Source organism: Corynebacterium sp. 32222D000AT, from assembly GCF_053546955.1.
Map to the genome: position 1 here is coordinate 1 of NZ_JBPPVW010000031.1, position 9,212 is coordinate 9,212.

Annotated in this window: 7 protein-coding genes; 2 read left to right on the forward strand and 5 right to left on the reverse strand. The window is 52.4% G+C overall.

Annotation, left to right across the window (positions count from 1 at the left end):
- The first annotated feature begins 111 nt into the window (after window positions 1–111).
- Window positions 112–447, forward strand: a complete 336-nt coding sequence (locus ACEE23_RS11240) for an exonuclease domain-containing protein (RefSeq protein WP_368526398.1) — start codon at window positions 112–114, stop codon at window positions 445–447.
- Window positions 448–570: 123 nt separating this feature from the next.
- Here ACEE23_RS11240 and ACEE23_RS11245 read toward each other — a convergent pair whose 3' ends face one another.
- From ACEE23_RS11245 to ACEE23_RS11260, 4 genes are all read right to left on the reverse strand, one after another.
- Window positions 571–3,429 carry a DNA methyltransferase gene (locus ACEE23_RS11245; RefSeq protein WP_409338216.1) on the reverse strand — a complete coding sequence of 953 codons (2,859 nt, stop codon included), beginning with the start codon at window positions 3,427–3,429 and terminating at the stop codon, window positions 571–573.
- Window positions 3,430–3,691: 262 nt separating this feature from the next.
- On the reverse strand, window positions 3,692–4,285 hold the full coding sequence (locus tag ACEE23_RS11250) for a recombinase family protein (RefSeq protein WP_368520901.1): 594 nt from the start codon (window positions 4,283–4,285) through the stop codon (window positions 3,692–3,694).
- Window positions 4,286–4,757: 472 nt separating this feature from the next.
- On the reverse strand, window positions 4,758–5,210 hold the full coding sequence (locus ACEE23_RS11255; RefSeq protein WP_035104384.1) for a hypothetical protein: 453 nt from the start codon (window positions 5,208–5,210) through the stop codon (window positions 4,758–4,760).
- Window positions 5,195–6,835 (reverse strand): LGFP repeat-containing protein, encoded by a 1,641-nt coding sequence (locus ACEE23_RS11260; RefSeq protein WP_448872911.1) that lies wholly within the window; start codon window positions 6,833–6,835, stop codon window positions 5,195–5,197. Before ACEE23_RS11260 ends, ACEE23_RS11255 begins: the two co-directional genes overlap by 16 nt.
- 187 nt (window positions 6,836–7,022) lie before the next feature.
- Here ACEE23_RS11260 and ACEE23_RS11265 point away from each other — a divergent pair, with 187 nt between their 5' ends.
- A complete protein-coding gene (locus tag ACEE23_RS11265) occupies window positions 7,023–7,856 on the forward strand; it encodes a trypsin-like serine protease (protein WP_448872913.1) in 834 nt (277 codons plus the stop codon).
- Window positions 7,857–7,977: 121 nt separating this feature from the next.
- Here the strand turns inward: ACEE23_RS11265 and ACEE23_RS11270 are convergent, their stop codons facing one another.
- Window positions 7,978–9,150: a replication initiation protein gene (locus ACEE23_RS11270; RefSeq protein WP_448872915.1), complete on the reverse strand. Its 1,173-nt coding sequence runs from the start codon at window positions 9,148–9,150 to the stop codon at window positions 7,978–7,980.
- Window positions 9,151–9,212: the final 62 nt, after the last annotated feature.

Consider the following 9,212-nt stretch of genomic DNA (forward strand, 5'->3'; position numbering starts at 1 on the left):
CCGGTGGAGAAATTTTTTTTTTTAGGTGACTTTAAAACCTTTGGGGGGTGGGGGGGTCGGGTAAAATATTTTTCCCCGTACCGCCACACCCACGTGTTCTAGTGTTCAAAAATGATCGTTGCTGAGGTCGACCGCATGACCGGCGTCGACAAGGACGAGGACGGAGACGAGTTCTTCCCGTTCATTGACACCATTGACCTTGCCAAGCAAATACTCGACCGCGGCCCCTACAATCTACCGGCACTCCTTAACCGCCTAGGGCTAGGCAACCCCGACGCGCACGGAGCGGTAGCTGATGCGACCGCCACGGTGAACATGCTCCACGCCCTCTTCGGGTCTCAGCGCGGCGAAATTGGGCTCAAGATTCTGCGTCAAGGCGAAGTATTCCGCGCCACCAACACCTGGCGTACAAGCCACGCCACACCACTACTCCCCCGCAATATATAGGCCTACTACCAGCACGCACACTGGTCATAGTGGCCTGTAGAAGCAGACATATGCTTTCACATATGGCCTAACATACGCTCTGGCATATGGCGAAACATATGGCCCGCCATATGTCAGGTGCTTTTAGGGCTGCTGCGTGGTGAGTTTTTCGTAATTGGCAAACAACAGCTCCTGGCGCTGCCGGACGGTCGTGAGCTTTCGGGGCGCACCAAACGCCTTATCTACTTCACGGTCGAGAGCGTCATGCGCCTTGATGAGTTCCGGTGCCATAGCAAGCGGGTTATAGTGCTCCGCGAGCGAGCGCTCCGGGTGCAGCGCGCGGGCATCGAGCACCTTCTTGCCCGCTTTAATAATTCGCTGCCGCGTTTTCTCGTCCAACTCTGGCACAGGGAAAGTATTCCACGTCAGAGTATTTGCGAACCGTAAGTCAGATTTAAGACGTCCTCCGATGGTCTTCTGCCATGTGATGAACATCGACGACGACGCTAGGGCAAACATTAGACCTTCTGGATCTTGAGCATGGAATACTAGGTCAGAAGCAATTACATCTGAAGGATACCTTTGTACGGTGAAATAAGAACGGCGTTCGCTTACTACCTTCGGTAGGCAGAGATAGTCAGTACTCGGCTGGGATCGCTGGCCGAATAAGTGCGGAGTTTCAGCCATTTTTCGTGTACTTGCCGCTTTGCTGTCAGCTCGGAAAGCCTTGACTGCTTCTAGCCGCTTTTTTAGCACCGGACTCTGGGCAATATCTGACGGTGCTACGTCTACAAGCCACAGACACCACCGGTCTAAGCCGTTCATTAACTCTCGACTACCCCGGAAAGGGCGAACATACTTCGCCGCTATTGGGTCACTTATAACCTCGTCATATTCGTCGACCTCAACGAGTAGGTTTCTTCCATCTCGGGCCATATTCCCGAAGACTGCGGGAGTAACTACAGGCGAGATGGGCGCTTTCGATTTCTCCACGAGCACGTCAGGGCCGTCTACTAGATAAGCATTAATGGACTGGCCTACTTCCACTGGGACTGGCTCGCCCTTTACATCGGGATAATCCCACAGACGTGGGCGTGGTTGACTCTCCTTATCCAAGCCAACAATGACGCAGTGGACAGCAGCTTTACCGGGAGCCTCAGAGTCCCACGCAAACGTGCGGTGTGCAAAACGTATGCGCCACCCTGCGTTGAAGATAGGCCCAAAAAGCCGTGGAACTTGATCACCTTGAGTAATTGAATTGGTGGTGACGAAAGCAAAACGACCCTTTCGGGACTTAAAGAAGTCCAAGCACTTCGCATGCCAGCCCGTGACGTAGTCCAAGCGTGAAATATCCTTAGTGCCCCACAAATCTCGGAGTTCTTGAGCTTGTTCAGCAGTTCTCGTCGCATGCCCCAAAAACGGCGGGTTACCGAAGATATAGATCTGGGTGGCAGAAGCTGGCAGTATGTCTTCCCACTCAAGCTGCAGGGCGTTGCCGTGGTGAATGTGGGCGGTGATCTTAATCGGCAACCGCTCCGGTGGCCTGCCCACAGCGTTGGCAAGCTCCTTATTCGCCTGATGGTCAACTAAGAACATGGCGGTCTCAGCAATTTTGGCAGGCCACCAATTCAGCTCGAAGCCGTAGAACTGCCCGATGGATAGTTTCTGCTCCCACTCAATATTGAGCGACATACCAGTCTCGCCGCGACGCTGGCGGATAGCGACAATGATGTCTGTTTCAATCCGGCGCAACTCCCGATACGCCAGAAGCAAGAAGTTTCCAGAACCGCAGGCAGGGTCACAGAACACCAGCTCGGCCAAAGAGTCGCGGAAGCGCTCCAACGCGGCCACCGACGTCGAGGGAGAAGACACCAGTTTGTCGGCCTCAGCCCGAAGCTCGTCCAAAAACAGCGGGCCGATGGTCTTCATGATGTTGGCTTTAGAAGTGTAGTGTTCGCCGTCGCTGCGGCGGGCCTCCTTCGATTTCACCAACTGGAACAACGAGCCAAAGACGGAGACGTCAATGGTTGACCAGTCGAAGTCGCAGGCAGCAAGTAAGGCTTCGCGCATCTGGTAGTCGAAGTACTCCGAAGCCAACGGTTCGGCAAACAACGCACCGTTGACGTACGGGAATTTCGCCAACGTTGACGGCAAACGCTTAGGACGCTTCGCCGGGGGAGTATTGAGTACGCTAAATAGCTCATTGAGCTGCGGGCCCAGAGACTCCGGGGTGGTTTCATTGCGCACAAAGTCGGCAAATAGGTGCGGGGTATCCCACAGGCCTGCGTCGTCGCCGAAGAGGAGGAAGAGGATACGGGTGAGGTAGATAGAGGTGCGCATGACACGCTCGTCTTCTTCCTCCGGCGTGGTGGGCGCTTCATCACCGACGGCTTCGTCGACGTCGTCGCCGTTCATGGCGCGGAACAGCTCCACCATTAACCGGGAGGCTTCCAGGGACGCCTTTTCTTCCTCCCGGTAGGCGGTGGTTTCGTAGTCGGCGAGGAAAGCGAGTTGTTCGACGTGATCGTCAATCTCCTCTAGGGGGAACGTAATGTCCCAGTCGGCGCTATCGCCGACATAGGTGCGGTTCAGGCGGGTTACCCGTAGGGTCTCGAAGTTGGAGCAGATGACGTAAGCTGGCATGTGCGAGTTCGCGATAGTACCGCCTAGCAGGTAATCGAGGGCCTGGGCATAAGCATCATCGAGCGGGACACTGAGGGATTTGGCCTCACCTATGACTTTGCCGGGCATGAACATGTCGATCTTGCCGGTACGCCCCGTCGAGGCGCGTTTAGCGCTGCGCTGATACAGATACAGGTCGCGGGCGTTGACCCCGAAGCAGTCCAGCAGGTCGCCCCAGAACTGTTGGTCGTGACTCGACTCGGTCGCAGGCCGGTTTTCTGCTTTCCATTGCTTAATGTGGGCAAGCCACCGGAGTTTGAACTCGGTGAGGTTGTGGCGAATGGTAGCGCGGTCGAAAACAGTCGTAGGGGCCATAACCATCAAGCATATAAGCCCACCCGCTGCCCGCCTGGCCGCGCGGGCACGTTAAGCCACTTTCCCACCGGAGAAAAAGAGCTGTGCATAACGCCCGGCACCCTCCTGCATGTCTTACGGGGAATGAAACCATGCAGGTGACACTACGTCCTGGTGAACATATGCTAAAGCATATGTTATAGCGTATGCCTTGCCATATGCTTAGGCATATGTCCTGCCATGCGGCAGGCACTGTGGGTGCGCAGATTTACCCTCACGCCGCCGACGCTTAGACGTTCTTCAACGCCCGATACACCGTAGGACGGGTGACCCCGAATTCCCGCGCCAAGGCTGCTTTCGACTCCCCCGCCAGTGTGCGTCGCTTAATCTCCGCCACTTGCTGCGGGCTAAGAGCAGGCTTGCGGCCTTTGTACTTGCCAGCCTTTTTCGCCAACGCAATCCCTTCCGCCTGGCGCTCGCGGATAATGGCCCGCTCAAACTCCGCAAACGAACCCAAAATACCGAGCATTAAATCCGCGCGCGGATCCGTGGTGTCTTTCGCAAACGCGAGATTCTCATGCAGGAAAGTAACAGTCACACCCTTGCCGGTAAGTTCATCAACAATACCGCGCAGATCGGTTAGCGAGCGGGCGAGGCGATCAATCGACGCCACGACGAGTTCGTCCCCGTCGCGCACATACGCCATACACTCGACAAGCCCAGGGCGCGCAGTCTTGGTGCGGCCGGAAATCTTATCCTCAAAGAACCGGTCAATCCTGCCGGAAGCGTTGAGTAGTTCTTTCTGGCGCTGATTATTTTGCTCCACCGTGGAGACACGGATATAGCCCACCCGCTGCCCATGCGAACCGGAGTCATTGCCCATTAGTCTTCGCCCCGCGAGAGTGTAGAGGCACCATTCTCCTGGGCGATGACCGCATCACGATACGGCTCAACCACCCGCGCCAAGTCAGACAACTGTGCCCCGTCGAGACCATCAGCGTCATGGAAACCGTCAGACGACAACATCACATTCACCACCTTCTGTAAGTCTAGGGCCTAGACCCCACTAGACACGTGTAAAACAATGCTAGGAACGACCCTATTGTACAGCAAACATTCTGCCGCAGGCACGTGTAACAATAGGGTGTAGCTTATAATTCTTCCCGGCCCGACTGGGCTGGATGTTAGATATCCAGCAAACAAGGGTCAGGCCCGTTTTCCGTCAATCAGACCATTAAGTCGACGGTTCTGGCCGTGTCGGGTAGCAGCTATTTACGATGACCTGATGGCGGATACGAGTCATCTCGTATTAAGTGGTCAAGTTCCTTCATGACAATAGTCAAAAGGAAAATCCTTTAATCCTGCATCCATATTTGATTCGAAGCATCATTAAAATCGAGCAAGTCGTTCCATGTAGAAGGAACGAAACTTTTCCTATCTGTTTTCAACCAAGTGATACGGTTTGGATCCTCAAAATCGAGTTCTTTAAGAAATGGTTCACCAGCAATTTCGTATGCCCATAAGTCGTGGACATTTTCATACTCAACCGAGTATTCTCGAAAAGTTCCCTCAGGGTGGAAGATGGCTTCAAACCCCACAAAGGCTGTACCGTTAGGTGTTTCTACTTTCAAAATAATGTATAAGAAGGTATTAATCCAAGCAGCGGCGCCATGGAACCTTGGCAATGATGTGGCGGCTTCACCCCTAAACTTATTTTCACTCAAAGCATCCTTATTAAGGATTTCCGCCAAACAAAATGCAGCAGTCTTTAAATCAAAATGACGCTCTGGGGTTACTGCCATTTCCATAAATCCAAAGTGGGAATATCTGTACTAAACCAGCTGGGGGCCTTGTCGCTCATTCCGTGAGTACCAGTATTGTGAACGGGATACATAGTAGTAATTCCGCGTGGCTCTGAAGCGTTTCCACGAGGTTTCGGCTCAACAATCGCACGGTATGTAAAAGATTCACCAGTGAGCCGGCAAACTGCTCCTACCGGATCAGAGCATTTGACTTGATAAACATCTTCTTCATATTTCATAGAAGGGCCCTGAACCTCTCGTACACAAGAGTTATTAAGCACGGTTTTTATAGACCACAAACTCCAAATGTTGTGTTTATGAACAATTTTGTCGTATCCCCATGGATATTTGTCCGTCGTGTTAAACCATCCACGTCGCAGGAGTATGGGCTCACCACACATATCCCTAGTCTCCAGAAGAAGTTCATCGGTGTAGTCATTGCCTCCAGCAGGTCCGCTGCCCTGTAGGGTAGGTGTATCTTGCTCGAGCCCTGCCCCAGGGAGGTACTCTGGGAAAAACTTTTCTAGCTGGAAACCATAAATTTTTCCTTTTTCAAAGGACTGCTGCTTCCACCCCTCTTGAAAATCTTGTGGATCTCCGGTGGGATACCCCTGATCTTCTCCGATCGCTTCTGCATACACCCACTGCAGTAGTACATCGCCTGTTATAGCGTGAGCGCCGAATTTGGGGTGCCAAACCATAATTCCTTTTTGGAAAAGGTTGTATCGCCCGATCCCGTCAGGTGTTTTTTCTTCGCTGCTGATAGGGAAACCTAAGGTACTCTTTTGGGCTCCCATGTCCTGCCATTTGTCATATATTCGCCCTTGAATTCCTGCTTGTACTGCAGGAATGGAGTTTCGTGTGTAGATGTAGCCACCTTGGTATTTCTGCTTAGACCAGCTATCTCCGAGAGCGATATCATTAGTCATTGGGTACCCGAAGTGCCCGCGTTCCCAACCATGCTTTGCCCACACGACGGTTGCAGGAATGCTAACAGTATGAGCACCTGTCTTTGGATGCCAATAGATAAACCCGTTGACGAATTCGGACCTTTTACCAATACCGTCAGGATTCGTTAGCTCGTTGCTTTTAGGAAACGTTAGAAAGCTTTTCGGTCCGCCAACGGAATCATAAAGTTCCCGGATTGCACCGCATACTTCAAAAGGAGAAGGCCAGTAAACTTTGCAACCTGGGGCAGAATTTAGGGTCGGATTGTCTTCTTCTTGCAGCTGTGCTTCTTTTGTTTCTGCAAGATCCGCCTCTTCTTTGGTGAAATCACCCGGTATTTCTTCCCTATCGCTACGCATTTCTCCAGGGCGTACAGTAGATTTAGGAGACTTCGTCGGAGTCCACTCGGAGACCTCTTCTGGTGAAAGTTCAGTCTCTACAGTTTCAGACGAGGCCCCCTTAGCCCACTCTGGCAGTACTGGAGCGGGGTATTCATCTGACGTTTCTTTACTGTCGATTTCCTCTACGGAATTTTCACTAGAATCAGCAGGAAAAGTATCCTGTGACACTGATGATGATAATGAATCAGAAAAAGATGATTGTGCGACTGCAGTGCCGGGAGTGGTACTGATTAATAAGCTTGCTGAGACGAAAGCAAGTAGTTTGCGTGAGAGAGCTTTCATTGGTGGTCCTTAGATGAGAGTGAAACAAGGAGTTGTTCTACTAGGTCAGCTTATAGCCTGGTGGCAGGCTACGCTGGTTAAGTGAAAAAGTTCTCCTTTCTAATCTCGTGGGGTACCGATGAAAATAGTTAAACTCGGTCTTTCTTCTCTAGCCTGCGCATTTACTGCGCTAGGGGCTTGCTCTTCGGTGGCTGTCGCTGCAGATAGTGACTTCGCTTCATTGCAGGCAAGCAGTACTGTGCCGGTGAATGATAATCGTATTGCGGCTTTGTGGTCGGTAACTCCAAGTTTGGATGACTCACAGCAACAACGTGTTCGGCGTGATTGCACGGCAAGCTATGTAGGGGACAATTTCTGGTTGACCGCGCATCACTGTGTGTCTAATTCACCTTTTATGGATGGTTTTCTCCGCCAATCAGATGGTGAAGCAGCAGGTATCGCTGCTATCTATACCAAGTCTTCTACTGAAGATGTTGCACTTATTAAAGTCGGTGACGGAATCAATGCCGATTCATTTACCCTGGCCACAGAGCCGTTGAAGATCGGGGATCAAGCCATACTTACTGGTTATGGTCAACCCCATGACTATGCTTCTTCGGCGGAAACAGTCATTTCCGAAAAAGTAGACTCTTTGAACTTTGGAAACGTTACGTATACAGATCTGCTCAAAGGAAAATCGTCAACGGACTCACGATCCTGCGGCGGAGATTCAGGAGCACCTATCTACAAAAACAACACTCTCTACGCAGTACACACTGCCGGCGGATTCAACCCAGAATGCAATGATGGGAAAGGCCGCCCCATGTGGCACACCAACATTGTCTCAAGGATCCCCTGGATTAAAGAAACGATGCAAAGCAATTCGAGTTTCACAGACCAGGAAAAAGCCAAATCAAACACGGGCCTGAAACACGCAGCTACCCTTTTCCCAGATGTGAGCAACCCGAAAAATCCGCACAATGATTCCTCCCCAGAAAAGAGCTCATTTAGTCTCTCTTCTCTATCAAGCACACAGCAGTAGCAAATTATTAGCGACCAGAGAACCAGATCCCCTATCTTCTCCAAGGTTTTCTTCAAGTGAGTTTTTATCTAACTGCCTAACGGCAGGGGAACCGTATATTGCTTACGGCAGGTTACACTTTTTACTCAATTAGTCCGGCCTCTCGGAGGGCTCGTAAATGAGCGCTCGCGGTCTTTCTAGTGATGCCCAATTCTCGTCCGATTTTCGCTCCGGTTGGAGCTTTCCCTGTCTGCGCGAGTGTTGACGCATAGACGGAGTAGACCTGTGAACGAGTTTCGCTCCCTTGTCTGCGCCTCTGGTTGTTTGCGTTTTCCAGCATGTCGCGCTGTGCTTGGGCGTAGTCGCCTTGTGGGTCTGTTTTCCAGCGTTCTGCTGCTTTCTTGCCGCCTCTGCGTCCCATGGTGGCGAGTGCTTTACGCTCACTGCTCGTGGCTTTACCTGGCGCGCTAGAACCGCTGTAGGTCTCACTCTTGGATTGAGTGACGTAGCCGCGCACGCGCCTTGCCATGGTTTGGCGGTCGCGCATGGGTGGCATCTCGTTGTCGCGGCCTGAACCGCTGTGGGTATGTGCGACGTTATAGGCGTGCTCATAGGCGTCGGTAATGGCAGCGTCAGTTAGTCGTTGGCCTTGCTGGCGCAAGCGGTGGCCAGTCTTAAGCGCATGCCTAAAGGCTGTTTCGTCGCGTGCTGCGACACCTTGGGCAATCCAGAGCACACGCACACCGTCGATAAGTTCCGGGTCGTACTGCTCGAGTCCACCGGCGATTTCCGCGTCTACGTCCTGGGCAAGCGCTTTGAATGCTTGAGCTTCCTCGCGACGGGTCTTGACCGCGTTAATGAGTTCGCGGCCAGAGCTGAATTGCTGGCGTGGGGTGGGGTTGAACTGGTCGTGTCCTGCCAAGTCCCTCACCTGCTTTATCAAGTCTCCAAGACGCATCACCCGGTTGTGCTGCCTATACCAACGATAAGCGGTAGGGGCCTTGCCTGTGTAGAACGGGTTTCGGCTAAAGCGATGGGCAAAGTGCGGATCATGGTCTAAAAGCTCACCCAGCACACGCGTAGTCGCCGCCAGCAACTTCATCTGCGCAGATTTACCGTTACGGTCAGCGTAGACAGGATCAATAAGCCAAATGAACTGGGCTTTGCCGTTAGTTGGGTTAATACCCACCCAAGCCGGCCCAACGCTATGAGTAATCAGTGAGCGCACCACGTCGCGAACGTACGGGTTTAAGTCTGCGGGGTCACCGCCTGCGGTACCTACTTGATCAACGTCTACGACTGGGGTTGCCCGCAAATCGTGGACACGTAGTGGAGCTACCTAGTGGTTAGGCAGCTATTTCTTTTCTGCTGGTGGTT

Bases quoted from the DNA above. Each gene is read 5' to 3' on its own strand.
- ACEE23_RS11240 (WP_368526398.1), top strand. From the start codon at position 112: ATGATCGTTGCTGAGGTCGACCGCATGACCGGCGTCGACAAGGACGAG.
- ACEE23_RS11245 (WP_409338216.1), bottom strand. From the start codon at position 3,429: ATGGTTATGGCCCCTACGACTGTTTTCGACCGCGCTACCATTCGCCAC.
- ACEE23_RS11250 (WP_368520901.1), bottom strand. From the start codon at position 4,285: ATGGGCAATGACTCCGGTTCGCATGGGCAGCGGGTGGGCTATATCCGT.
- ACEE23_RS11255 (WP_035104384.1), bottom strand. From the start codon at position 5,210: ATGGAAATGGCAGTAACCCCAGAGCGTCATTTTGATTTAAAGACTGCT.
- ACEE23_RS11260 (WP_448872911.1), bottom strand. From the start codon at position 6,835: ATGAAAGCTCTCTCACGCAAACTACTTGCTTTCGTCTCAGCAAGCTTA.